Origin of the sequence: Herpetosiphon sp. NSE202, from assembly GCF_042688385.1 — a bacterium.
In the GTDB taxonomy this organism is placed as follows: domain Bacteria; phylum Chloroflexota; class Chloroflexia; order Chloroflexales; family Herpetosiphonaceae; genus Herpetosiphon.
Genome location: NZ_JBHUPY010000012.1, coordinates 37,390 through 62,519 on the forward strand (window position 1 = coordinate 37,390; position 25,130 = coordinate 62,519).

Below are 25,130 nucleotides of genomic sequence, written 5' to 3' on the forward strand. Positions count from 1 at the left end.
CATGCGCTCGTTGTTTGAGCCAAAGACCCAATAACTAGCAACAATTAGGCTTCGTCTTCTTCTTCTACTGGCTGCTCAGTCACCATTTGCTCGCGCAAAAATGTGGCTTGCTCCAAAATTACCAGATCCATCGTGGTTTGATCTTTGGTATCGATCCAACGCATCAAGGCCGAAACAAACAATTCCTTCAAATAGGCGAATGAAAAGCCGTCGGTAGCTTCTGCTGCTTGTTGAATTCCAGCCTCGGTTAGTTGGGTCGAGCTATGCAGCGCTGCATTCCATTGTTGAATATAGGCCACACGCTCAGCCAATTCAGGCAAACTAAAGTAATATTTGCGATCAAAGCGGCTTGGGCGGTTCATAATCGCTGGGTCAATCGCCTCAGGGTGGTTGGTCGTCGCCAACAGCACAATTCCTTGGTTTGAGGTAAAACCATCAACTTCGTTCAAAAAGAAGGCCCGATTATTATCGTTAATCAACGAATCTAAATCTTCGAGCACCACGATACAGGGAGCACTGCGCCGCGCCCGATCAAACACCGCCCGAATATTGGCATTATTGGTTGTATATTGGGCATCGAAGCTTTTAACATACAAACATGGGTAATCTAAGGCATTCAACAACCCTTTGATCATATGGGTTTTGCCGTTGCCAGGCGGGCCAACCAAAATAATCCCTCGTTTCCAAGCAATATTGTAGTTGGCGTAGGTTTCCTTGGCTTCGAAAAAGCGCTGCAAATCGCGAAAAATATCGTGCTTGAGTGTGCCCGGCAAAATTAAATTATCGAGTGAAGTATTTTTAATTGCATAGAACAATTCTTGATTCTTTTCCCAACTTCCTTCCTCAAACACCATAATTTCATCGCGAATTTCGGTGTTCCAAGCAGAAACCGTTTTAAAAAACTGCTCAACTGCTGCTTGCGAAGCGCCAATCAAATATTGCATCGTCAGCTGGTTGCCATAGGCATTCCACGTCATACTAATCAACTCGAACTGCTGGTCGTTCCAAGTCACGGTTTGCCAGGCATTTTCCAAATAGCGAGAAATTGAGCCTTCTTCGCCACGCACCCAGCTATAGCCAATTTGTGGGTGCGGCTGTTGGCGCAACTGAAGCTCGCAAAAGCCAGCTTCTGCATAATTGCGCACATCAAAATCGCAATCTTGGGTTTGGAGAATCGCCTTATCGGGATACTGGGCAGCTAATTGCTGATTGACCAGATAGGTCAAGGCTTGGCTGGGCTGCTGTAAGGCATCAATGAAATAGGTTTCTTGCTGCACGCGAAATTCTCCTGTAGGCTAAAGCTCGCGGTTGATAGCTCAAGTATAATCAACTCATTGACAATGGTTGTCACAACGCTTAAATGGATCAGTTTTGATCTGTGCGAGGACAAATGGCCTTTTTTGATGCAATTAATCAGCTCATTCATTGTAATGTTGTGTATTACGGCCCTGTCGCGAGTGGCAAAAGCTCCTCAATCCGGCATATTGCAAGCAATTATGCGCAACGCCAACAGCTCATTTGGCCACTCCAACACTATGTAAATGAAGAAGTCCGTTTGGTTAGCTGTAGTGTGCTTGGGCAACAACAACTTGGGGCTTGGCGCTTGCACTTGCATTGTCTTGGTCAAGCAGGCGCGACAATGGATGACAGCTCTATCAAGCATTGGATCAGCATTGCTGATGCTATCATTTTTGTGGCAGATTCACAACGCGATAAATTACAGCAAAATATCATCAAACTCAGAAATGTTGCCCGAATCCAACGCCAAAACCAGCGTAATTTCAGCCAGCTACCGTTAGTTTTGCAATATACCAAACGCGATGTGCAGGGCAGCCTGCCAATCGAAACGCTGCAACGCTACCTCAACCCGCTTGCGTGGGATTATGTTGAAACCAATGCCCATGTTGGGCCAACTCAACCAATTGTAGCAGCCCTGCACATGCTCGAAACGCGACTTATAGCCGATCTCAAAAGGGCAATTATTCCATCGCTAGTCCCATTCGCTCGATTGCTGATGCCGTTTGATTAATGCACATTGTGATTGTGCTAGGCAATCAAACGTTGGCTATACTGATAGCACATGGTTTGTGTATGGAGGCTTGTGATGGAAATTAAACGCAATGGCTCGCAGCCCTCGGAGATTGGCTCGGCAGATTATTTTAGCGGCACAGTGCGAATCGACCCGTTGTTTCAAGCGCCCGAACCTGCGCGAGTACGCGGGGCAAGCGTCACCTTCGAGCCAAACGCGCGCACCGCATGGCACACTCATCCACTTGGTCAAACCTTAATTGTAACTGCTGGCAGTGGTTTAGCCCAACGTTGGGGTGGGCCGATTGAAGTAATTCGGCCAGGCGATGTGGTCTGGTTTGCCCCAGGTGAGAAACATTGGCATGGCGCTAGCCCAACCACTGCCATGACCCATATTGCGCTCCAAGAGCAGCTTGATGGCACAGCTGTGGAATGGCTAGAACACGTCAGCGAGGAGCAATATCAGGCTGATCAAGCCTAAGCGCTCGTTCGCCGTAAACTTGCTAGATCTTCAGTTGGCGAACAACCAAAATAGCGCCGATATTCACGGCTAAATTGCGAGCTACTTGCATAGCCCACCTGCTGGCCGATTGCGCCAATCTCAAGTGTCGTTACAACTAATAAACGCCGCGCTTCGTGCAAACGCAACGTTTTTTGAAACTGAATGGGGCTGAGCGCGGTAACTGCTTTGAAATGCAGATGAAAGACTGAAACACTCAAATTCGCCAAATCGGCCAGTTGCGCAACCAGCAGTGGTTGGGCAAAATGCTGACGCAACCAGCTAATCGCCTGGGCTACAGGCGTAACTCGCGAGCTGGTTTGGCCAATTTGGGCCAAGCGATTGCCAAACGGACTATGCAACAAACGAATAATAATCTCGTCGATCACCAAAGGAGCTAGTAACTCAGCCTCAGCAGGATATTGCATCAGCTCAATCAGGCGAATCGCGGCCTGCACCAGTTGGCGATTGCTGCGCTCGGTGGCAATTGCCCGCAGCTCGGTTGGCGCTGGCAGCCCTTGGGGATAAACTTTGAGCGCCAATTCGGCCACCCGCGGCAGATCAAACTCCAACTTAAAACACAAATACGGCTGCGCAATACTAGCCTGAGTAATTTGGGCTGCAACTGGCAAATCAACCGCCACAACCAACAGATGCGCAGCATCATAATTGTAAGTTTGATCGCCGAGCACCAGTTGTTTGGCTCCTTGGGCCACAAGACAAACGCTTGGCTGATAGAGGGCCGGCAGCGAGCGTTGATGCGGTTGCGATTCGCGGATGGCATAGATTTGCGGAATACAAAAGCCAAACCGTCCATCATGCGGCGCATACTGCGCCAGCAATTGAGCCAAAGCGCGGCGTTCCGGCTCTAGCAATGGTTCAGGTTCTAACGATCGGTCAAGCTCAAGCAGCGTCATCACCCAATCCTCGTAGCACAATCTTTACTATACCAGTTGAGCATGCCCAGCAAAACATTATTTTGAATAGAACATTGCGTAGAATAAAGTTAGCTTCATCCTTCATCCCTCGTTCTTCATCCTTCGGTGAGCTGTCATCAAGCTGTAACCCCTGCATCCTCTCAGCGAGCGGGCTTTTTTCTATAATGGAGCCTGATCGCACTTGCAATGGAGGTTGGTTATGCAGATTGTCTTTTTATTGATGAGCGGCGCACTTTTGCTCTTGGCGGTGCTGCTTTTGTGGTTTGTGCCGCATTTATTGGGCCAGCAAGAGCAACGGGCTAAACAAGAAAATCAGCAGCTTAAGGCCTTGTTGAGCGATGTTTTGGGCGAGCAAGAGGTCGTGGCCCGTCGCCAAGCGCAACTTGGCTCGTCGCTTGGTCATTTACAAGCCCAGCTCGAAACGCTGCACACCTCGTTTCCAGCAACGGTGGCCAAATTGGCAGCCCAGCCCGCCGATTTTAGCCGCCCATTGATCGAGCATCTTGATAATCGCTTGAATAATTTGCACTGCCAACTCGATGGCTGGATGAACGAACGTCGCCAGCATTCGAAGCAAGTCAGCCAGCAAGAAAACGAATCATGGGCCTATTTGATGAGTTTGTTGGGCACGATGCAAGAGCAACTTGGCGATGTTTCGACCCAGCGGCCTCGTCGCCCGTTGCGCGAACCGCAGCGGGTTGAGTTTGGTTCGTCAGCAGTGGTAGAAGATTTACGTGATGAAGTTGAGAGTTTGCGTGCAATCTCCGAGGAAATTGCTGCTTTGCAATGGCGTTTACGCCGGACTGTGGCTAGCGCTAGCAAGCCGAATAATCCGAGTAATCAGCAGCAGCCAATGAGCTTGCTTGGGCCAAATGAGCCAGTGCGTAGCGTCCGCACACTCTAACTATTCAGATCAATCTGCATGAAATAACCAAGCGCCCATGGTTTTGGCCATGGGCGCTTGCTGCTGCTTAAATCGCGAATTGTTCGCCATAGAGCCGGAAGAACTCAGGCGTTGGCGTGCTAGCGAATAAACCGCTGGCACTCGTGGCATTCAAGGCCAAGGCCACATAGCCACGATCAACAAAATGCTTCGAAAGCTCGGCCTGTGGTGTCGAACCGTTGGCGCTATACACCTTCAAGACTCCAGCAATGCCGTTGGTCGTGCCAAGGCTCAGCAAGGCAGCATTATCGTAGTTAAGCACCAAAGTTGGCTTGAGTGGCACACTCGCCCCAACATCGCTGGGCAAGGCTGCATTGCTGGCCAAGGCAAAAATATAGCCTCGACTTTGGGCAGTGCCCGTTGTATTGGGAAAGCTGCTACACGAGCCATACATCGTCGTGGTAATCACCCGCAAATGGTTAAGTTCGCTGGCACGACTTTCGGCAGCTTGGTTAAAAAAGACCATCAAATTGCCTTCCGATGAGCCAGCAGTTAAAGGAATTGGCGCAGTTGGATTGTGGCTCGGTGGATTGCCACCCTCGGAATAGGCCACGACCGCCAATTGAATGCCTGTTTGGCCTTCAAACACCAAGAAGGCTGTACCATCGAGCGACGGCAAATTATTAACCACGCCATTGCTATCGACGGCATAGGCATTTTGCTCGCCAGCAGCCGCAACGTAGATCGCAGTTGGGGTTAAGCCCGCTTGGGTTACAACTTTGACGCTGTACGAACCTTGCACCACCGAGCCATACGGCATCACCGCTACCAAAGGAAATTGGCTTGGCGTGCATTCAATCCAATTGAGTTCAGGCGGATTGCCCTCAAGTTGCGCAACATAGACCGCCGTTGTGCCATTGGCACGATCGCCAATCACCAGCACATAATCATCGGCATTCGCGCCAAGCAACTTAAAGCCCTGCGAATTCACCCGCGAATCGAGGCTGCCTTGCGGAATAAGCGTGGTCGGCGCATTCAGGCTGCCACGCAACAAATAGACCCAGCCGCGATTGAGGTTGGCAATTGGCGTATCATTAATTGTGAGGGTGGCAACTTCAGCCACTGGATTACTGCCAAAACCATGCTGAAACACGGGCAAGGGCAAGGGCAAGCGTTCTGGCCCAATACGCGGCTGGTCAAATGGCGCAGTTGCCATGGCGCTGTAGGGCAAGCCAGCCCCAGTTTGGGCACGGAATGGCTGCCAAACATCGTCGCCACCTTCAATCCGCATCACTTCGCTCGACCCAACCAAGTGGGCCATAATCGATTCAGCAGTTGGGTTGAACGAAGGCAAGGCCAAATCTGGGTGCTCAGCATTATTTGAATTAATATATTGATCGCGCAAGCCAATTGCATAATGCATCCATTCGTGCACAATCACCCGATAGCCCTCTGGCTCGTGCCAAGGAATGCTAAAACTACCTTGGCGCTCCCACATGCCACGACCTAAGCGAATCGGCATATGCTTGGAATCGGTGTACAGCCCTTCACGCCAACTGCGTGGATGATAGCGATTGGAAGCCAAAATTTGAATATCGGCGGCGCGCATCTTATCAACACCACCAAACACCACTTGGCCAAAGGCCATCGTGCCATTGCTCACATCAAACAAGAAATCTGAGGCTCGCCGAAATGCCCATTGCAATTGATGTAACTCGCCCGCGCTTGGCACCCATTCGATTGCCACCAACACATTGAACAAACACACTTTGGTTGCGCTCGTGGTTTGGGTTGTGGTATGGCTTGCTTGAACTTGAGCATAGGCCGTTGGATAATTCGGCAAATCGTCGCTGTTGGCGTTGGCGACGAGGTTTTGTTGCAGATCATAGACACAAAAGGCCCAATTGAGGTCTTGCAGGCCCAGCAAATTGGCGGTTGGTAATGTCCAATTGCTAAGTAAGGCGAGTTGGCTGGGCACGCGTTGTACCAAGTGAGGATTGCTTAATTGCAGACTTGGCTGATTGGTGTACCAATCGGTATTTCCGCTTGGGGCTGGGTTCGGTGTTGTGTTAAAAAGATTGTAGCGGTTGAAATAAACTTGGGCGTGTGGTGTGGACATGATCGCATTCCCCCAATGTCACAAAACAAGGGCTACTTCGGTAGCAAAGCCGATCAAAATCGAGTATAGTAGCGCTAGAACTTTGCTTCAATTACGCAGATGGTGTGCCTGGCCTCTCACAAACCTAGGCATGCTGGATGGCGTTGCATACACCAAGGGTGATGGTATGGTTTTACTTGATGATGCCTTTGAATCAACGGTTGCACCGGCACTCACTTCTTACATCTGGCTCTTGCGTTGGTGTGATTCGGCTCAGTTGGCTAGCCTCACACCGTATTCACCCGAACAAATTGAGCGTTTTTGCCAAAGCACATTTATGCTCAAGCACCATGATCACGGTTGGTATGAGTTGCACGAAGCTCCAGCTTTGGCTGACCTTCCCTACCGCGAGCACGAAGTTTTTGCTGCTGCCTTTGAGTATAGCCAGCAACAACTCAATCGTCTAGTCGCAGAGGCCTGGAATTTTGAATTGCAACGTTGGCTCTACTACCTTGAATCCTACTTAGAATTGCTTTCGGCGCGCCGCGAGTGGCCAACCATCGCTAAAGTGCTTGACCAAGCCAGCAGCATTCCGCAAGTTAATTCTCGCCAGCAGCAACTTTTGATGCTCTACAACGCAATTATCCAGATGCGGCTTGAACGCCAGTATGCTGTTGCCCAAAGTTTATTGCAACAATTGCGCGACGACATCCACCTCGAAGCCGATTTATTGCCGATGGTGATCAATAGTTTGGGCACGTTGGCCTGGTTTCGGGGAGCGTATGATCAAGCAATTCAACATTATATTGAGCAACTGCAACACGCCCAGCAGGTGCAAAATTGGCTCTATCAAGGCCATAGTTTGCTCAATCAGAGCATTTTGGCCAATCATTTGCAACGCCCAGAACAGGCGCTTGAGCTAAGTTTGCACGCTTTGGAGGCGCTGCAACGGGCTGGCAATCGCTACCGCGAAGCCCATGCGCTCTACGAAGTTGGCTCAAATTTGCTCTATTTATGCCGTTGGGATGAAGCCGATAGCTATTTCAGCCGCTCGGCGGCACTCTACGAAACGCTTGATACGGTTGGCGATTTGGCCAATTTGTATTGGCACATTGGCTTTTTGAAGCATTTAGCAGGCGATTTGGCGGCCAGCGAACAGGCTTATCAGATTAGTATTGAAGCGGCGCGAGCCAGCGTTGTGCCCAATGACGATAGTTTGCGCGATTCGTTGGCATTTTTGGGCTTGCTCTACTGTAGCATGCACGAGTATCAAGCAGCCTTGGCAATTTATGCTCAAGCAGAGGCTTTGGCTCGCCAACAAAATAATCGCCATGAATTAGCCTTGATTCTCAACCATCGGGGCGATGCAGAACGGCGCAGCGGCGCGATCGACGCAGCCTTTGCCGCTTTTGCCGAATCGATTGCGATTATCGAAGATTTGCGCACCTCGTTCCGCGATGAAGATACCAAATTGGGCCTGATTAGCACCGCCCAACAGGTCTACGAGCATATGGTGGTTTTATGCATTGAGCGCGGCGATGCGGCCCAAGCTGTCGATTATATTGAACGTGCTCGTTCGCGAGCGTTCCTTGATGCGCTGCAAGCAGGCGATGTAAGCTCAGCCGCCGAGCTTTCGCAACAATGCGCCAATTTGGCTGAAATCCAAGCCAAGCTTGATCAGCGCACAGCGATTGTTGAATACTTTACGGTTGGCGTTTTGGGCCGATCATTGCGCTTCTTGGCAGCCTTGGCTGAACGCAAATCGCCAATCTTGCACCACTTTAGCCTTGAGCCAGCCTTGTATAGCGTGGCAATTACGGCAACCAATGCTACCATCCACCAGCATAGCTTTAATCCTTTGAACCTCACTCGTGGCCATGGTGGGCATCATCGCTTGCTCCAACCGCGAATTTTAAAGGCAATTTCGCAAGCCTTAATCGAGCCATACGAAGGCTTGTTGAGCACGCTTGATTTGGTGTATGTTGTGCCGCATGGCCCGTTGCACGATGTGCCGTTTATGGCGCTACAAACCAGCGATGGCAATTGGCTGGTGCGCGATGAAAACCCAGCCATCGCCTTGGCTCCAAGTGCCACGATTTTGGTGCGCTATGCCTTGGGCCGCCCAGCCAGCAGCCAACAGCAACACTATTGTTTTGGCTACAACAGCGTTGGCGACGATGCCTTGACCTATGCAGAACACGAAGCCCAAGAAATTGCCAAACTTGTGGGTGGTCAGGCTTGGACAGGCGCATTAGCCACCGATCAATTTTTGCGCTATGCCCACGACGCACGAATTATTCACATTGCCTCGCACTGCGTTTACGATGCCCAGCAACCACTCAATTCGCACCTGATTTTGGGCAACGAAAGCTTGAGCGCTCAAACGATTATGGATCATGTGCAGATTGACACCGATTTGGTCGTGCTCAGTGCCTGTGTCAGCGGACGTAGTTTTGTCGCAGTCAGCGACGATCAATATGGCCTGCAACGAGCGTTTTTATATGCTGGCACGCGCAGTTTGCTCTGCTCATTGTGGAATGCTTCGGATGTGGCGGCGTTGTTCGTGATGGATCGTTTTTATCGGGAATTACAGGCTGGAGTACGAATTGCTGTCGCACTCAAACATGCAGTTATTGCTATACGAGACTTGACGCGGGCTGATATTATTAAACAGTTCCAAATTTGGCAGCTACCAACCAGCGCGATTCCGTTTGAACTTGATGGCCAGCACAATGACAGCCCTTTGGCTGATCCACGCTTTTGGGCTGGCTTTATGGTGATCGGCAAAGCCTAAAGTGTAAGTAACCAATGTTCGTTCGACCATTGTATAACTGTTTACGATGCTTCTCGGAGCATCAACGCCTGAAAGCAAAGGTGCGCACCATGTTCGAGACCCAATTATCTGATAGCGAGCAGCTCTATACCGAACGTGCAACTCTTCTGATCAAAAAATATGGATGGACACTGCTCTCAATCGACGAGCTGGTACAACGAACTATGCGCCGTCGCCAGACCGATTTTCAAGGCACGCTTGATCAAACCCTGATTTGCTCGTACATGATTTCGTTATACGATGCCTGTTCTGGCCGTGAAGGGTTCGGTCGACGTGAGGATGGCTATACGGAGCTTTTCCGCATGGTCTATAGCTATGCCATGCTTAAACGTTTTGAACCAGCTGAGGAAATTGCGCAGGCAACGATTGAGCGGGTGCTCAAACATTTTGACGATTGCCGCAAGCCTGGAGCATTTTGGGAATTTGTGCGTTTGCAAATGAACAATGCCTTGCGTAGTTTGCGCCGTTGGACAAAATATCCCGCTGATTCGCTTGATCAACCAAGCATGAATGACGAAGGTCAAAATCGTTACGATGTGCTAGAAGATACCCAAAGCATTGCCCCGGCCACAGTTGTGATTCAACATGAAACTAAGGAGCGAATATCGGCCTGTTTAAACGCCTATTTACGTGAACATCCCCGTTCACACAACCAATTAGCTGCATTGTGGCTGAAATATATTACCGGCCTTGATGACAATGCGATTAGCCGGACGTTGGAAACTACCGTAAGCCATGTGCATACCCTGCGGAGCCGCGCCATCAAGCGGCTGCGTGATGATCCCCGCTGGCAAGCTGTTGCCACTGATCTAGGGATTGCTTACGAATAACTATTTGGTGAGGAACTACCATGAACATGTCACTTCCGACTGCATCTCACGAGATTATGCGTCAACGCCTTGTTGAGTATGCCCATGCTGTTGCCCTCGGCGCGCCAATAGATGCTGCGCTGCAAGTCGTCGCCGACCATGTTGAAACATGTTCAGGCTGCCGCGCCGAGTTATTTGATGCCTTGGATGCTAGTTATGCCTTGTATAGCACGTCGTTTGCAATGGCAGATAACATTCCAGCGCCTTCGTTGAAGTTCTTGCGCCAGCATTCGTTGGTCACCGCCGCGCCTGAAACGGTTGGCTATCGCTTTATGATCGAGTTTTCTGACCAAATGCTTCAGCAGATGCAAATTCAATTGCAATACACAGGCCAAATGCGCGGCCAGCGGCTGATTGGCACCTATCGCCAATCGTCGGTGAGCATTCCCGATGTGACGATTGAAATGTATGAGAGCATGCAACCAAAACATGCTGTTTTGCACTGCTACATTCAAGTGCCAGAGCGCGATCCTTTTGATCAGGCTGGAACCGAAGTCAAGGTCGTCTCGCCAAGCTACGAGAACAATGGCACCACCGATGCCGATGGCTTTGTCTTATTCGATCGCATTCCAATTGAAGAATTGGCTCGCTTGAAAATCAAAATTCTCAATTAGCAAGTGTGGGTAGTACGGGTTGTGTTGTGTTCTACCCACAGTTGCGAAACGAAAATCGAATCAACGAGAGAATCATTGCTACGATTCCCCAACTTCATGCGCTAATTGTTCCAAGAATTGGTTTAAAATGCCGGTTCGTTGTTCTGCTAATGCACGGCCTGTGGCTGTTTGCATTGTTTGTGGCAGCTTTAAAAGTTTGGTATAAAAATGATCGATGCTGTTTGTCAGATCATCTGCTGGGCGAGTGCGCGGAATCGGCTGCTGCGGATCGTAGAGTCGGCGGCCAAGCTCAACGCTGAGCATCAAACAACGGGCTAAGCCAATCGCGCCCAGCGAATCAAGCCGATCGGCATCTTGCACGATTTTGGCCTCAATAGTTTCTGGTTGAATGTTGGCCGAGAAACTATGAGCCGCAATCGCATGAGCAATTGCTGGCACATACTCAGTTGGATAGCCTTGGCTGCTCAGCCATTGGGTGGCGTGTTCGGCGGCCATACGCGAGGCTTGGCTGCGTAATGGCGAGGCCTTGGAAACCACCACGCAATCGTGTAACCAAGCTGCAGGAATAATCACCGCCAAATCGCCGCCTTCTTGGGCTTGAATTAATTGGGCATTGCGCACGACTCGTCGAATATGCTCAGGATCGTGCGAAACATCTGCTTGGCCAAGCTCTTGCTCAATCCAGCTTGCAAAGCGTGGTTGCCATTGATTCAGATCAATCATCGTTCTATTTAGCTCCCAACCTTGCGATACACGCCGAGCGTCGCTTTGGCCAAATTTTCCCACGAGAAGGCTTGCGCACGAAGCAAACCCCGTTCGCGCAGATCAGCACGCAGGCTCGCATCATTAGCAATGCGCACCAATTCTTGCGCCAGCTGCTCGATATTATCGGGATCGACTTGGATTGCCGCATCGCCGACCACCTCAGGAATACTAGTGGCGTTCGTGGTGAGCACAGGCGTACCCGAAGCCATGGCCTCAAGCGGCGGAATGCCAAAGCCTTCGTAGCGCGACGGATAGACAAATGCAGTCGCGGCGTTATACCACAGCGGCAAATCTTCACCGGGCACATAGCCCAAAAAGCTCACGCTATCGTGCAATTGCAATTGCTCATAAGTACTGAAAATTTCGTCGAAATTCCAGCCCTTGCCACCGCCAATCAGCAATGGCATGCCAACTTCGTGCTTAACTTTGGCGTAGGCACGCAGCAAATTGGGAATATTTTTGCGTGGCTCTAAGGTGCCAAGATAAAGCAAAAATTGCTCAGGCAGTTGTTTTTGCTGTTTCCAAGCATTAATTTCGGCACTTGAACGCGGGTGATATTGCGCGCCAGCAGCATTGTAGGCAATGCTAATTTTGGCGGGGTCAAGCCCAAGCCGATCGACCATCGCAGCTTTGGTATACTCGGAAACCGCGAAGAGATGAGCCGCTTGGCGCACACCTTGGCGAGTTGCCGCCGCCAAATACCGCCGATTGGCCTTGCGATGCGAGCCTGTCACATCCATAAAAGCTAAATCGTGGATGGTGACGATGGTTGGTACTGGTGAAAGCAACGGCGTGATGTTCAACAATCCATGAAACAGGTTGACGCGGCGTTTGGCCAGCAGCCAAGGCGCAATAAACTGCTCCCATGGAATGCGATATTTGGGCTGAATTGTGGGCAAGCGCGATTCGACAATTTCCCAGTTGGCAGGCAAATTGAGGTGTTGGCGCACATTTGGCCCAACAAACAGCGTGTATTGGTTATCGTGGTCGAGCTTCGCGAGGTTTTCAATCAAAAAACGGGTGTGATTTGAGACCCCAGCTTGGCGAAAAGAGCTATCAAATGAGAGTAGGTGACCATTAATTGTAAAATGCATAGGCTCAATTTCTAAAACTGCAAACGAGCGATTCTTCAGCGAGTATACCATACCTGGCTTTTGGGGCTATTCTAAGCATAATCTAGATTTTATTATATATGCATTCTTGCATTCAACAAAAATTCGAATATTATGTCAATTAATAACCTTTATATATGATGATTTATTTATAGCTTCTAATATATTTTCTGTCATCTCATCCATTGAATTAATAATAAGCTCACTTAATTTCAATATAATTCTATTATCTACATACGAGTTCTCAAAATCTCCATGAGCAATAGAATTTCGTTTCATAAGCAATAAATTAAATTCATCAGATTTCTTTTCATTAATTCCAACGACACATAGTTTCTTTAATATATTATTCATTACTTTCACAGTCGTATTAGATTTAACATCTATTTTCTTTGGTATATTAATAAATCCATTATTAGCAATTTGTAATAAATTTTTTGATAAAACTATATGCTTATTAAAATCTGTTACGTTTTTCTCTAACTCCATTGTGTTAGATATACAATATGCAAGTAAGCGTTCATGAAAATCAAAAATTGATATATTACGTTGATTAATATATTCTATATATAGTCCTAACGATTCGCAAAAAAAACCTTCCCATAATGAATAAAACATTACAATACTATATTTTTCCATAATATTTCTTAAGTTATTACTTTTTTGGATATATATACTTTTTCTAATCATGGCTATTTCATTTACTCGAATATCTATTAATTCATTTAATTTAACTTTGATATCCATATAACACCTTTAATTAATATTAAATAATCTTTCTGCTATTTCAATTCGTTTATTGATACGGGCTTTATTATTGGAGGCAGTACCCATTGCAGAAATAAATTCACTATCATGGTATAATTCTCTGATTTTATCATTAATCACACTTATTTCTGCTTTTTCATATCTATCTATATATTTTGCAATACCAATAGTAACAACATCATAAATAGATGCTGAAAATCCTCCATTTTTCCCTTTAAATACATCTGGTCCTATTTTTGATAACACGTCAACTACTCTTAATAAGAGTGTTTCATATTTATTAAAGTCAAATTCTGAATTTTCAACCGAATTTTTCATAAATTCAGTCATATGTTCTGATATATTCTTTTTTACTCCTGATTCGTTATCAAAAAGAGATGTAAACCTCAAGACTAGTTCTTCTAAATACAATTCAGATTCCTGTTTTTCTGTAGGCTGAATAAGATTAATAAATTTCATATTGCCAGATAATTTTTTCAAATAGTTATTAAAGTGAACAGATTTCCCTCTAAAAATACAATTTCGAATTTCTTGATCTGTCAAAATTGACCCTCCAGTATTCAATCGATTAAATAGCTCATATCTCATATCTACTTTACTATTCCATCTTATAATTTCAATACGACAAACAGCTCGTTTTAGGCTTAACGATAACTTCTGAGGTAAAGAATTAGCAGTAAAATTTTCTAAATCTTCAACTAAATCACCCTTTAATAAAGACCAATGATTTTTTTCGTCATCTAGATTAGTATCTTTTTTCCTTAATATGCCGAAAAATGATAATATCGTAGATACTCTTTGTAATCCATCAACTAATTCCCACTGACCTTTTTCGTTTTCAGCCACGAATATTGGAGGAATCGGGATACCTAATAATATAGATTCAATAAATCTGGTTTTTTGTTCATCAGACCAACGAAAAAGACGCTGAAATTCAGGATCGATAATCAATTCATAGTTAGTATAAAGACTCATAACTTCGCCAAAAGACATATCTAATCTATCAGTTGATAAACTATTTCGTTTTTCTTGGATAGAAGCCTCAATATCTTTCTGTGGAAATTGACTAACCATATATTACCTCAATAGAATTATTCAGCATATACGAGATTATACCATAATTGTCATCACAATCAAAGACATCCAAAAAAAGCAGTAGCAGTACCTATAATACGGTTAAGACCTGAGAATCATTCCAATCGTGATCCGATGGTTGGCAGGGCAATTCTGGGTACGCTTATGGCTAGGGGGTTCTCCACCATTTTGCGGAGGAATACACATGGATACGTTGACCGCAGCACGGGCGCAGATGGAAGTCTCGCTCGCGTTTCACATGGTCTTTGCGGCACTGGGCATTGGCTTTCCCTTGCTGATGGTAATTAGCGAAGGCTTGGGCTTGAAAACGGGGCAAGCTCATTATCTTGCGCTAGCCAAAAAATGGGCTAAAGCAACGGCACTGACCTTTGCGATTGGCGCTGTTTCAGGTACGGCGCTGGCATTCGAATTGGGCTTGCTTTGGCCAACCTTTATGGGCTTTGCTGGCAGCATTATTGGCTCGGCATTTACGCTTGAAGGCTTTGCCTTCTTTATCGAGGCGATTTTTCTAGGCCTTTATTTGTATGGCTGGAAGCGGCTTTCGCCGCTGGCTCACTGGCTCACTGGCATTCCGGTGGCGATTAGTGGCATGCTTTCAGGAGCGTTGGTTGTTGCTGCCAATGCTTGGATGCAAACGCCAGTTGGCTTTGATTTGGTGGATGGCAAAGCGGTTAATGTCAATCCGCTTGCGCCGTTTCTCTCGCCTGCATGGCTTGATATGGCCTTGCACTCAACCTTGTCGTGCTATATTGCGACTGGTTTTGCAGTGGCAGGCGTGTATGCGATGGGCATGCTCAAAGGCCGCAACGACCGTTATCATCGCTCTGCATTAACAATTAGCCTTGGTTTGGCAACCGTCACCGCCTTGTTGCAACCGATTAGCGGCCATATTAGTGCTCAGCGCGTCGCCAAAGATCAGCCAGCCAAGTTGGCAGCAATGGAAGCCTTGTTTGAAACTCAAGCTGGCGCGCCATTGTTGATTGGCGGGATTCCCAACCCAGAGACCGGAGAAATTCACTTTGGAATCGAAATTCCCAAAGCCCTGAGTTTTATGGCAACCAACGATTTTAATGCAGAATTACGCGGTTTGAATAGCTTTCCACCAGATGAACGACCGAATGTGGTGATCGCTCACATTGCTTTTCAAGTGATGGTTGGAGCAGGATTTGCCTTGATTGGCTTGGGCTTGTGGTTTTGGTGGCGACGCTGGCGTGGCAATCTTGTTCTGAGCCGAAAACTATTATGGGCATTAGTGATAGGCTCGCCACTAGGCTTTTTGGCGTTGCAAGCAGGCTGGATTGTGACCGAGGTTGGCCGCCAGCCATGGATTATCTACGAGGTAATGCGCACCCGAGATGCAGTAACCACGGTGGATGGCGTGCCACAGGTGTTTTATCTGTTTAGTTTGTTGTATATTGGGCTAGCAAGTGTGCTGGTGTATTTATTACGTAAACTTGCAACTGGCTATCCACCTGAAGCCAACGAAAGCGAGGCGACCAATGCCGCTTGAAGTAATTGTGGCCGCAATTGGCTTGCTAGGGGTCATCACCTATGCGATTTTGGCTGGAGCTGATTTTGGCGGCGGCATTTGGGATTTATTCGCGTGGGGGCCGCGACGGGTACAGCAACGTGATGCCATTGCGCATGCAGTTGGCCCGGTTTGGGAAGCAAATCATGTGTGGCTGATTTTTATTATTGTGTTGCTGTTTACAGGCTTTCCAACAGCCTTTGCGGCCTTGAGCGTTGGCTTATTTGCACCCTTTCATATTGCGCTCTTGGGAATTATTCTACGTGGCGCAGCCTTTGTGTTTCGGGCCTATAGTCCACAAAAGGAGCAAGAGCCAAGCCAAAGTAGCCAGCGCTGGGGTACGATTTTTGGCGCGGCCAGCGTGATCACGCCGGTGATTTTGGGTATGGCGTTGAGCGCAGTTTCGGCAGGCCAATTACGGGTGATTGATGGCGTTGTGCAAAGTGAAGGCATTGTTTGGCTCACGCCGTTGGCAATTGCCATGGGCTTGTTAGCTTTGGCATTATGCGCCTACCTCGCCGCCGTGTATATGACGCTTGAAACGCGCGACGAGCTGCAAGCCGATTTTCGCCAACGAGCGCTGCTTGCAGGTACGGCAGTGGTTGGTCTCTCGCTTTTGAGCTTACCCTTGCTGTATTTCAAAGCCCAACATTTGTGGGATGGCTTGATTAGCTTGCGGGCTGCGCCGGTGCTCGCGGTTGGAGTGGTTGCAGCTTTAGTTTCGGGCTGGGCCTTGTTGTATTGGCGTTTTCAGCTCGCACGCGGCGCAGCAATTGTGCAAATTAGCTGCTTATTGGCAGGCTGGGGCATTGCCCAATATCCCTATATTATTTACCCCGATGTGACTTTGGCAGCGGCAGCGGCTCCACGAGCAAGCTTAATCTTTATTTTGGTTGCCTTGCCGTTGGGCTTATTAATTTTGTTGCCATCGTTGTGGTTTTTGTTCAAAGTCTTTAAAAGTGCGCCGCTTGAGGATGTGTAGCATAACTTAGTTTGATTCTGATTGAGGGACGGAAGAGAAGTTGAAATTTCTAGCGCTAGACGGATAGTTTAGTCATAAATAGCATCTTAGTATTGGGTCGCAACCCTTCCGTCCCGCCAGCGGGAGACGCAGGGGGTTTTCAGCCCCCCTGCAGCCCCAAATATTTACGTGTTGGATTGTTGCTGGGCTTTTATGACCCTAACCTTCGTGCGCTTCGCGGGCCTTCGCAATTGGGTTGATAACTTCTGATCCCTCAATGACAATCCTTTGATCTACGGTTGAGGCTGGGTATCGATTTCGAGCCAAGCACCGCGATCGTCGGGGAAAATCATCGCCAGAATCGCAAATTTCTGGCCGTTTATCAGCAATGGTTGCTCTAACGAAACCGTTTGTTTTTTACCAGCGACCTCAAATTGTTGTGGGCTAACCTCGATAATTGCCGTGGTTTCGCCGCGCCGAAAACTGCTTAAATGCAGCCAAACCCCTGGTTGAAACTCGCTTGGTGGTACGCCGCGCTTCAAAATAAAACTATCGGGCTTGGTCTGCGCATAAACTGGCAGGGCTGGGTTGGTAATTGAGGTTGGTTCGGTAGTCATACCACATGACCCTACTATCACTAACAAACTTAACATCAAGATCCGTTGTAAAAGCTGCTGCATAGGACTTTAATCCTTTTCGTTAACTGCAACTTGTTGGTCATGAGCTTTAAATTTATCAAAGGTACTAATGCGTGATATTCATAGCCAAATTGAGGGGATTCGTTAATGAATCAGGATTGGATGAGGAAGGAGGAGGAAAAAGGTGCTCAATCAATCACAAACGAATATACCAAGAACTGTAATTAATTGTCAATAATTTAGCACTATAATAGCTGTTTAGAGAGAAATTTACTGCTGTTGATAGTTAGGAACTATTAAATGCTTACCCAACTATTTACGTTCTGGAATGATGCAGTGCTTCTGTAACATTTAAAAGCCCCTCACCCCCAACCCCTCTCCCGTGACGCGGGCGAGGGGCTTTAATTATTGGTTCTTACGTAATTGGTCAGTAAAAACGGGTGACAGCCTCGCCTACTGAACACGGGCAAAGATATTGGAGGTGAGGGCAATTCAAATTCTATTCTGCTTTGGGGGCTTTAATTTGAACGGTGCCTTCTTGGGCAGGGAAGCGGCCAGCAGACATGCGTTCGTAGAATTCGCGCAACACCGCAAAATCGGCCTCAATATCGCCGGTTGGATGTAGTAACGGGCCAAAACCAAGCACTTTGCGCTTATAGTTGATATAGCTCATGCCAATCGGAATTTTGGCGTTCAAGGCGATATAGTAAAAGCCTGTTTTCCAGTGATCGGTTGCTTTGCGTGTGCCTTCAGGGGCAACCACCAGAACCAATTTTTCGTGGCGTTCGATCTCATCGACCACTTGCTGCACCGCGTTATAAGTTTTATCGCGACGAATCGGAATACCGCCCAACCAGCGCATCAGCGTTTTGAAGGGAAAGCGAAATAGCGAATGCTTGCCAATCCAATAAATTGGCAGTTGGCGCGAAAATGTTGCCAGCAACATCACCGCAAAATCCCAATTGGATGTGTGATAGGCTCCAATCGCGATCCATTTTGGCTCGGTTGGCACAGTCCCTTCGACGTGCCAACCAAACAATCTGAGAAAAAACTGTGCTAGCCAACGCAATGGACGGCCTGGTTGTAACGACATCCGCGATGGACGAAAGCCACGAAATCGCTTCATTGATGGTTCCTGTTGGGGCGGCAAGCCAACACCTGCCGCCAAAGGCTGAATTAGAGAGCGCTTTTGATCGCCGCCACGATCGCATCACGAGCCACTGCTTGCTGCTCGCCAGTGCGCAAATCTTTCAATTGCACTACACCAGCAGCCAAATCGTCGGGGCCAAGCACGAGAGCAAAATTGGCACCCTTGCGATCAGCCTCTTTGAATTGGTTGGCAATTTTGACTGGATTATAGGCGGTCAGCACACTTAGGCCTGCGGCGCGCAATTCGCCAGCCAAGCGCAAGCTTTCGTTCTGAAAATCGCTGGCAAACAAGGTTACATAGGCATCGATGGTGCGTTCTGGGCGTGGCCCCATATTAAGCTCAAGCATCAAATCAAACAAGCGCTCCAGCCCAAAGGCACAGCCAACGGTCGGCAATGAACGCTTGCTGAACATGCCAACCAAGTTGTCGTAGCGCCCGCCACCTAACAACGAACCCATCGGCGGCGAATCAAGCACGGCTTCAAAAACACAGCCAGTATAGTACGATAAACCTCGCGCCAAGCTGGGCGCAATTGTAAAGCTATCGGCGGGCACGCCAAAGCTGGTCAAGACATCGCAAATGGTACGCAACGCTGCTACGGCGGCCAATGCAGGGGCATCGTTGGCAAGCACGCTTTCCATCTCAGCTAAAACTGCATCAACCGAGCCGCTAATGCCGACAAAATGCAAAACCCGCTCGGCAGCTTCGGCGCTCACGCCGCTTTTGAGCAATTCGTTGCGCACGCCATCGTTGCCAATTTTATCGAGCTTATCGATTGCGCGATATACGCCGCCAGCCTCGTTTTCAGCCACGCCCGCCACCCGTGCCAAACCACTTAAAATCTCGCGATGATTGAGCAACACTTTTGCGCCAGTAAAGCCAATCGCGCGCAAGCCTTCGACAACCACCGCGACGATTTCAGCATCGGCGATTGGGCTATCAACGCCGACAATATCCGCGTCGAGCTGCCAAAATTCACGGTAGCGGCCTCGGGCTTGGCGTTCGCCGCGGAAGGATTGGCCCAAGGCATAGCGTTTGAACGGCATGGTCAATTTGCCTTCGTTTTGGGCCACCACCCGCGCCAAGGGCACGGTTTGGTCGTAGCGCAGGGTTAGTGCATCGTCGCCATATTTTAAACGATAGAGCAATTTTTCTTCGTCGCCAATTTTGCCCTCAAGCGTGTCTGAGTATTCGACGATCGGCGTGGAAAGTGGTTCAAAACCATAGCGCTCTAAAACACCAATCAAGGTGTCGGTGATAAAACGCCGCAAGCGCATGGCTTCTGGCAGGTGGTCGCGCATGCCTTTGTAGGCGCGAGGAGTAATTAGCATAAATTCGGTTCCTTATTTCAAGGGCATCATGCCCCAACAGCGCTAGCGCTTGAGCGAAACGCCAGTTAAATCAAGTTCGCCCAAGGCGGTAATGGTGTAGCCATCAACATACGATTTTACCAAGGAATAATCGACACTATGCATCAGCGGAATAACCACAAAATCGCTGAGCAATTGTTCTTCTGCTTGGCGATAGAGTGCGCCACGCTTGTCGGCATCGGCTTCAGCCTTGGCTTGATCAATCAATTGATCAAACTCGCTACTGCTGTAATTGCTGCGGTTGTATTGACCGTTGCTACCAAACAACACCTCTAAAAAGTTCTGTGGATCAGGATAATCGGCGATCCAGCTGAGATCGTACAAATGATAATTATCGCGTTCGAGCGCTGCCAAATAATCGCCAAATTGATCTTGACCACGAATTTCAATCGTCACCCCAAGCTCATCTTTGGCAATTTGGGCTAGCAAGCCAACGCCGCTGCTGCTGCTATAGCCAATGATCGGCGGAAATTTATCGACGCTGCCATAGCTCGATTCGCTGATCAATTGTTTGGCGCGGGCAATATCGGCGCGTGGCTCAGGCAAGCGCTCTGGCTCAGCGCCAGGCATGCCAGGTGGCAAAATCCCACGCGCAGCCACAACCGAACCATTGTAGGAAACATCGGCCAATTTGACCCGATCGATCAATAAGTAAAAAGCTTCGCGCACTTTAGGATCATCGAATGGCGGTTGGTTGACGTTCAAGCCAATGTAGCTCAATTGGAGCTGTGGCGTGACGCGCAATTCGGCGTGTAATGGATCAGCTTCATCATTAATGCGATCAAGATCATAGGTACCAATCGCGGTTACGTCGATTTCGCCTTGCTCGTATAAACCCAACGGATTGCTGCCTTCAGCACCGATCAGATAGGTGATGCGATCCAATTTGGGGCCGGTGCCATAGTAGTATGGGTTGGGCACCAGCTCCATGCGGCGGCGATGGTTCCACAAATCGAGGGTAAACGGGCCAGAGCCATTGGGCTTTTCGAGCCACGTGCTATTGCCCTCAACCGTGCGTCGATCGAGCACAAAGGCTGGTGGGTGGGTCAATTTGAGCAAAAACAGCGAGCTTGGCTGGCGCAGCGTAATTTCGATCGTCTGCTCATCAACAACCTTGACCCCGCTGAGCGAGCTAGCTTGGCCAGTTACTTTTTCCAGCACGCCAGCAATATCATCGAGGTAGGTTGGCGCAACAATCGAGCCAATGCTGGGATCGGTCGCCCGTTCGAGGCTCCAACGCACATCTTCGGCGGTCAGCGGCGTGCCATCGGCAAAGCGGGTATTGCTGCGCAACTTGAAAGTATAGACCGTGCCATCAGCAGAAACATCGATTGTTTCGGCCAAATCGGGCACAGCCTCAAGATCGTTGTTGAGCGTTACCAAGCCGCTGAACATCAAGCGTGCAATAAAGCCGCTGGTTGTATCACCAACCAAGGCGGGGTCAATCGTGGCCGGATCGTCGCCTAAAGTCAGAATAAAGTTGCCACCACCGCCAGTTTGGCTTTGGGCGGCTGGAGTTGGCGCAGGTGCAGGCACTGGAGTTGGGTTACTGCCAACTGCGCAGCCAACCAAACTGGTCAGCAATAATCCCACAAGTGAGAGACGTTTAAACATAGCACTTCCTCGCTCAGATCCCGTCCACAAGCGACGGTTGAACTATTATAGTACACACAAATGGCACGAAGAACGCCCTTCGTGCCATTCTAGGTCAGTAGCAAATGGCTTATTGGGCTGCGGCAAACAGCTGATCGATCGTATCGGCCAAAGCGAAATCTTTCTCGGTAATGCCCTTTTCATCGTGGGTCGAGAGGGCAATGGTTACTTTATTATAGCGAATGTCAATATCAGGATGATGATTGACTTCCTCAGCAGCATCGGCAATCTGGCGTACAAACTCAATTGCAAATGGGAAGGTTGCGAGGCTGTAAGTTTTGCTAATTTGGCCATCGACGATCGTCCAATCGCTGCGTTGCTCTAAGGCTTGCTGCAATGCTGCCTTCGCCAAAACTGGCATAGTCACTCCTTTGTCGACACTTGGCGCTACATGGCTCCAACCACATCGGCATATGGTTCGCCACACACAACATGATCATACAATTCACGAATATCGTGAGCGACGGCGGCCCAGCTATAGCCTTGGGCTGCTTGCACGCCGTTGCGCCCTAATTGTAAACGCAATGGCTCATCATTCAAGAGCAAACTAATTTTTTCGGCTAAAGCTTCGGGGTCTTCGCGCGGCACCAGCAAGCCAGTTTCGCCATCGCGCACGGTGTAGCGCAACCCGCCAACATTCGAAGCGATCACCGGGGTGCCACAGGCCATGGCTTCGAGCGCAACCATGCCAAATGATTCGTAGTGCGATGGCACCACGACCATATCGGCGGCGCTATAAAACAAGGGCAATTTACGCTGATCTTGCGAGCCTTGGAAGGTGACCAAATTGCCAATGCCTAATTCGCCTTGCAAACGGCGTAAACGGCGCATTTCGCTGCCCCATTGATCGGGCGTTTCGCGGCGATCGCCGCCAATGATTGCTAAACAAATATCGCCACGCAAGCTTGGCTGTTGCTCGGCCAACAAGGCTATTGAACGCAATAATGTATCAATGCCCTTGAGCGGCTCGATACGGCCAACAAACAGCAACATGCGATGCGGATGCGGTGGAACACCTAACTCTTTGCGCGCAACATGATGATCAATTGGGTGAAAATGCTCAACATCAACGCCACATGGTACAACCACAATTCGCTCCATGTCGGCTGCATAATGTTCGAGCATTTGGGCACGATCAAGCGGCGTGGCCGCCACGACCCGATCAACCTCGTGCAACAACATGCGTTCAATTTCGATCCGTTGCTCAGTTTCAGCCTCATCGCCGCGGGCAATCGTATTTTTCATTGCGCCCAAGGTATGAAACATATGGATAACTGGCGTACCCCACGCATGGCGCAACTCCAGCGCGGCAACGCCAGAGAGCCAATAATGGCTATGCACCACATCATAATGAATATCTTCGCCATCAGCCACGCAACGAATTCGATGCACAAACTCTGGCAGATAATCTAAAACCCAGTTTTTATCGTAGGGTGCGGCGGGACCAACCCGCACCGCAAAAACGCGCACATTCGGCGCGAGATTGGTAATCAACGGCGTGTTTGGGTCTTGCGAGCGGGTGTAGATATCGACTGCAACCCCTTGACGACCCAACTCACGGCTTAATTCACGAACATAGACATTCATTCCGCCGGCTTCTTTGCCACCCAAAGCAGCCAGAGGGCTTGAATGGACACTCAACATTGCAACGCGGCGCACAGCTACCTCCCGTGTGTGGTTTCTGCCATCAGCATACCACGAAACGGGCCATGCCTTCTAAAGGCAAAAGTCAGAAGGCAAAAGCTGTCTTAACCACGAAGAACACGAAGGACACGAAGAAATATGGGCTATAGGCTATAGGCTTTTGGCTATGAGATCAAGAATCTCAACAATCTGTGGCGAAAAGGAAATGAGGCTGTAGGCTATGGGGTATTGGCTTTGGGAAGATTTTTCGTGCAATTCGTGGCGAAAAAACATCCTTTGCTCTCTTCGCGTCCTTCGCGGTTGCTAGCTTTCGTGGCGAAAATAATGCTTCGTGCTCTTCGTGTCCTTCGTGGATCAAAAGCCAATCGCCCCCGATCCCTATTCAGCCACCGCAATCGGCGTGCGAGTTGGCAGTGTCACAAGTTCAGTTGGGGCAACGCTCAGAATCGTACATGGATCATGCTCTGCATCGCAAATTCGTGGCAATTCAGGTGGAACCAACAGCGAATCGGTATCCAAATAGCCTTGATCATACAAGGCTTTGGCTGAAGCAGGGCCTTGCCAACGCCAATGCCATGGCTCGCTGGTATAGCCCATTAATTCATAAGTAATAAGTTCGCCATCGCGATATTTGATTGGGTAGGATTGCACCCAACCATATTTATAAGCATTGGCATTCAACCACTCCTTCAAGGGGTCGGGAATACGAAAGCCAATTTCGGGAGCGCCTTGAGGTAAAAGATCGACAGTTAAGCCAGTTTGATGCTCGCTGGTACCAGGTTTGGCGCTATAGGTTGCGGCGTAGGCAATCGCCTGTTTGCGGCTAATTGGTTTACCAGCTTCGGCGGCGCTACTCAACTCGTATTGAACCCAGCCCTCGAAGGTATTGGCTTGTTCTGCATACGAACGATAGGCCGAGCGAATTTCGAGTTCAAAGCCATCACGGCGGGCAGCATCGATTAACGCTTTGAGATCGGCAACCGCTTCGCTGCGCAACAATTGGCCCGAACGCGAACCACGCACTCCAGCCAAGCGCAAATCGAGCAATTCAGCCTCGGCAGCAAGCGTCGGAATTAGCGGCACAGCCGTGGGGGTTGGCGTGTTGGTTGGGCGCGGCGTGCGCGTTGGAGTTGGCAGCGGCGTGCGGGTTGGCTTGGGCGTTGAAGTCGCACTCGGCGTGACTTTGGCTTGTTGCAAATGCACTTGACGATCAGCAATCGCTGCCTGTGAAACCGTCCCACAGCCACCCAACAACATTAAACCACATAACCCAGCCAGCAAAGACTTCACGCGAAAAACCCCAATTCGTTAGCCAACGCTTGCGATTGTACCAAAACAGCGCAATTGTGCAACTAGTGTTTGGGTTTGATTGCTCAGCTTGGCTACAGACAACCAACTCTAAGATCAGCAGGATTATCCCATATTCGCGCCACATAACTTGCTTCTCTCGATTATTAATAGCGAATCGTAACCTTTGGATAAACCAATCATCCAGCACCCGATATTTTCAGCTATAATTACTAGTGAGGATATATTCGCTATGGCTTCCTATCCAAATTTGAGCGAATCATGGAGCGGCAGCTTTTGCTAAGGAGCAAGCATATGCAAAATCCCATCACCCAGCTACAATCGAAGCCAAAGATACCTCGAAGAATTCGGATTCGAACAACGATTAAGCTTGAGT

Annotated in this window: 22 protein-coding genes; 8 read left to right on the forward strand and 14 right to left on the reverse strand. The window is 48.9% G+C overall.

Annotated features, from left to right (window positions below; genetic code table 11):
- Window positions 1–44: 44 nt before the first annotated feature.
- On the reverse strand, window positions 45–1,277 hold the full coding sequence (locus tag ACFMKP_RS14615; protein ID WP_382292690.1) for an AAA family ATPase: 1,233 nt from the start codon (window positions 1,275–1,277) through the stop codon (window positions 45–47).
- A 113-nt stretch (window positions 1,278–1,390) separates the two neighbouring features.
- Here ACFMKP_RS14615 and ACFMKP_RS14620 point away from each other — a divergent pair, with 113 nt between their 5' ends.
- Window positions 1,391–2,029, forward strand: coding sequence for a hypothetical protein (locus ACFMKP_RS14620; protein WP_382292691.1), 639 nt, complete (start codon window positions 1,391–1,393; stop codon window positions 2,027–2,029).
- Window positions 2,030–2,104: 75 nt separating this feature from the next.
- Complete coding sequence (locus ACFMKP_RS14625) at window positions 2,105–2,509, forward strand: cupin domain-containing protein (protein WP_382292692.1); 405 nt, start codon at window positions 2,105–2,107, stop codon at window positions 2,507–2,509.
- On the opposite strand, the gene ACFMKP_RS14630 is transcribed toward ACFMKP_RS14625, so the two are convergent.
- The gene (locus tag ACFMKP_RS14630) at window positions 2,506–3,444 is read right to left on the reverse strand and encodes an AraC family transcriptional regulator N-terminal domain-containing protein (protein WP_382292693.1); all 939 of its coding nucleotides are present in this window, start codon (window positions 3,442–3,444) and stop codon (window positions 2,506–2,508) included. The two genes, ACFMKP_RS14625 and ACFMKP_RS14630, sit on opposite strands and share 4 nt — an antisense overlap.
- Before the next feature lie 220 nt (window positions 3,445–3,664).
- Between ACFMKP_RS14630 and ACFMKP_RS14635 the strand changes: the two genes are divergently transcribed.
- On the forward strand, window positions 3,665–4,369 hold the full coding sequence (locus tag ACFMKP_RS14635) for a hypothetical protein (protein ID WP_382292694.1): 705 nt from the start codon (window positions 3,665–3,667) through the stop codon (window positions 4,367–4,369).
- Between the two features lie 67 nt (window positions 4,370–4,436).
- On the opposite strand, the gene ACFMKP_RS14640 is transcribed toward ACFMKP_RS14635, so the two are convergent.
- Complete coding sequence (locus tag ACFMKP_RS14640; RefSeq protein WP_382292695.1) at window positions 4,437–6,467, reverse strand: hypothetical protein; 2,031 nt, start codon at window positions 6,465–6,467, stop codon at window positions 4,437–4,439.
- A 166-nt stretch (window positions 6,468–6,633) separates the two neighbouring features.
- Here ACFMKP_RS14640 and ACFMKP_RS14645 point away from each other — a divergent pair, with 166 nt between their 5' ends.
- From ACFMKP_RS14645 to ACFMKP_RS14655, 3 genes are all read left to right on the forward strand, one after another.
- Window positions 6,634–9,240 carry a CHAT domain-containing protein gene (locus ACFMKP_RS14645; protein ID WP_382292696.1) on the forward strand — a complete coding sequence of 869 codons (2,607 nt, stop codon included), beginning with the start codon at window positions 6,634–6,636 and terminating at the stop codon, window positions 9,238–9,240.
- 89 nt (window positions 9,241–9,329) lie between these two features.
- Window positions 9,330–10,109 carry an RNA polymerase sigma factor gene (locus ACFMKP_RS14650; RefSeq protein ID WP_204755934.1) on the forward strand — a complete coding sequence of 260 codons (780 nt, stop codon included), beginning with the start codon at window positions 9,330–9,332 and terminating at the stop codon, window positions 10,107–10,109.
- A gap of 20 nt (window positions 10,110–10,129) precedes the next feature.
- Window positions 10,130–10,762 (forward strand): hypothetical protein, encoded by a 633-nt coding sequence (locus tag ACFMKP_RS14655; RefSeq protein WP_382292697.1) that lies wholly within the window; start codon window positions 10,130–10,132, stop codon window positions 10,760–10,762.
- Between the two features lie 78 nt (window positions 10,763–10,840).
- Here the strand turns inward: ACFMKP_RS14655 and ACFMKP_RS14660 are convergent, their stop codons facing one another.
- The 4 genes from ACFMKP_RS14660 to ACFMKP_RS14675 form a co-directional block, all read right to left on the reverse strand.
- Window positions 10,841–11,485 (reverse strand): HD domain-containing protein, encoded by a 645-nt coding sequence (locus ACFMKP_RS14660; RefSeq protein ID WP_382292698.1) that lies wholly within the window; start codon window positions 11,483–11,485, stop codon window positions 10,841–10,843.
- Between the two features lie 8 nt (window positions 11,486–11,493).
- Window positions 11,494–12,621 carry a glycosyltransferase family 4 protein gene (locus ACFMKP_RS14665; RefSeq protein ID WP_382292699.1) on the reverse strand — a complete coding sequence of 376 codons (1,128 nt, stop codon included), beginning with the start codon at window positions 12,619–12,621 and terminating at the stop codon, window positions 11,494–11,496.
- Between the two features lie 135 nt (window positions 12,622–12,756).
- Window positions 12,757–13,386 (reverse strand): MAE_28990/MAE_18760 family HEPN-like nuclease, encoded by a 630-nt coding sequence (locus ACFMKP_RS14670; protein WP_382292700.1) that lies wholly within the window; start codon window positions 13,384–13,386, stop codon window positions 12,757–12,759.
- Between the two features lie 9 nt (window positions 13,387–13,395).
- Window positions 13,396–14,481 carry a DUF262 domain-containing protein gene (locus ACFMKP_RS14675; protein ID WP_382292701.1) on the reverse strand — a complete coding sequence of 362 codons (1,086 nt, stop codon included), beginning with the start codon at window positions 14,479–14,481 and terminating at the stop codon, window positions 13,396–13,398.
- Between the two features lie 205 nt (window positions 14,482–14,686).
- Between ACFMKP_RS14675 and ACFMKP_RS14680 the strand changes: the two genes are divergently transcribed.
- Window positions 14,687–16,012: a cytochrome ubiquinol oxidase subunit I gene (locus ACFMKP_RS14680; RefSeq protein ID WP_382292702.1), complete on the forward strand. Its 1,326-nt coding sequence runs from the start codon at window positions 14,687–14,689 to the stop codon at window positions 16,010–16,012.
- The gene (locus ACFMKP_RS14685) at window positions 16,002–17,012 is read left to right on the forward strand and encodes a cytochrome d ubiquinol oxidase subunit II (protein ID WP_382292703.1); all 1,011 of its coding nucleotides are present in this window, start codon (window positions 16,002–16,004) and stop codon (window positions 17,010–17,012) included. The genes ACFMKP_RS14680 and ACFMKP_RS14685 overlap by 11 nt, the downstream gene beginning before the upstream one ends.
- Before the next feature lie 272 nt (window positions 17,013–17,284).
- Here ACFMKP_RS14685 and ACFMKP_RS14690 read toward each other — a convergent pair whose 3' ends face one another.
- From ACFMKP_RS14690 to ACFMKP_RS14720, 7 genes are all read right to left on the reverse strand, one after another.
- A complete protein-coding gene (locus ACFMKP_RS14690) occupies window positions 17,285–17,671 on the reverse strand; it encodes a hypothetical protein (RefSeq protein WP_382292704.1) in 387 nt (128 codons plus the stop codon).
- A gap of 457 nt (window positions 17,672–18,128) precedes the next feature.
- Window positions 18,129–18,755, reverse strand: coding sequence for a lysophospholipid acyltransferase family protein (locus ACFMKP_RS14695; RefSeq protein WP_382292705.1), 627 nt, complete (start codon window positions 18,753–18,755; stop codon window positions 18,129–18,131).
- Window positions 18,756–18,805: 50 nt separating this feature from the next.
- Complete coding sequence (gene hisS, locus ACFMKP_RS14700; RefSeq protein ID WP_382292706.1) at window positions 18,806–20,110, reverse strand: histidine--tRNA ligase; 1,305 nt, start codon at window positions 20,108–20,110, stop codon at window positions 18,806–18,808.
- 42 nt (window positions 20,111–20,152) lie between these two features.
- Window positions 20,153–21,763 carry a peptide ABC transporter substrate-binding protein gene (locus ACFMKP_RS14705; protein ID WP_382292707.1) on the reverse strand — a complete coding sequence of 537 codons (1,611 nt, stop codon included), beginning with the start codon at window positions 21,761–21,763 and terminating at the stop codon, window positions 20,153–20,155.
- A 109-nt stretch (window positions 21,764–21,872) separates the two neighbouring features.
- The gene (locus ACFMKP_RS14710) at window positions 21,873–22,163 is read right to left on the reverse strand and encodes a 4a-hydroxytetrahydrobiopterin dehydratase (protein WP_382292708.1); all 291 of its coding nucleotides are present in this window, start codon (window positions 22,161–22,163) and stop codon (window positions 21,873–21,875) included.
- A gap of 26 nt (window positions 22,164–22,189) precedes the next feature.
- Window positions 22,190–23,446, reverse strand: coding sequence for a glycosyltransferase (locus ACFMKP_RS14715; RefSeq protein WP_338034193.1), 1,257 nt, complete (start codon window positions 23,444–23,446; stop codon window positions 22,190–22,192).
- A gap of 378 nt (window positions 23,447–23,824) precedes the next feature.
- A complete protein-coding gene (locus ACFMKP_RS14720) occupies window positions 23,825–24,736 on the reverse strand; it encodes a D-alanyl-D-alanine carboxypeptidase family protein (RefSeq protein ID WP_382292709.1) in 912 nt (303 codons plus the stop codon).
- Between the last annotated feature and the right edge of the window lie 394 nt (window positions 24,737–25,130).